General features: G+C 43.6%; 1 protein-coding gene. It reads left to right on the plus strand.

Annotated features, from left to right (window positions below; all coding sequences use genetic code 11):
- Nucleotides 1–810: AMP-binding protein (locus ICN41_RS11185; RefSeq protein WP_216293007.1), on the plus strand; the 810-nt coding region annotated here is incomplete at both ends.

Below are 810 nucleotides of genomic sequence, written 5' to 3' on the forward strand. Positions count from 1 at the left end.
TGCAACTAGCTAAGCTCGCATCAAGCCCAGCAGCGATACCTGCGGTGATTGATCTTTTAGCCCAAGCAGCTGAGCTAGCGACTTACTCGGCTGCGCCAATACAAGACAGTGAGTTAGTAGCGCCACTCGATTTAAACCATATTGTGTATGTCATGTACACCTCTGGAAGCACCGGGAGACCCAAGGGCGTAGAATTTTTGTATGGATCCTTATTAAATCTCATTCTATGGCAAGAGAAGACCTTACCGAATTCTGGTGATCGTACATTGCAATACTCGCCTTTTGGATTTGATGCTTCTGCAGAAGAAATTGCTGCCACCCTTTGTCGTGGTGCAAAATTAATTTTAATAGATGAAACCCGCCGTAAAGATGGTAGAGAATTAGTAGAGTTCATTGGTAAACACCAGGTTGAAAATTTATATACTCCATTTGTTGTTTTAAGTAATATGGCAGAGGCTTGCAATATTTTTGATATAAAGGCTTGGCCAAACGCAATCTTCACAGCAGGAGAGCAATTAAAAATTACTCCTGAAATACGTTCAGCTTTCATAAAGCATCCGAGTGCACGTTTACATAATTTTTATGGCCCTACTGAAAGTCACGTAGTCAGCAATTACTCTTTAGAGGAAGATGCCAACCAGTGGTCTGATTTTCCCCCCATTGGCTACCCCATCTGGAACACCCAACTCTATGTTCTAGATGCCAACTTAGAGCCGGTACCTACTGGCGTGGTGGGTGAGCTTTATATTGCGGGGATGGGTTTAGCAAGGGGTTACTTAGGACGTCCTGGTTTAAGCGCTGAACGCTTTA

The sequence above is a fragment of the Polynucleobacter sp. 15G-AUS-farblos genome (assembly GCF_018882445.1).
GTDB lineage: Bacteria > Pseudomonadota > Gammaproteobacteria > Burkholderiales > Burkholderiaceae > Polynucleobacter.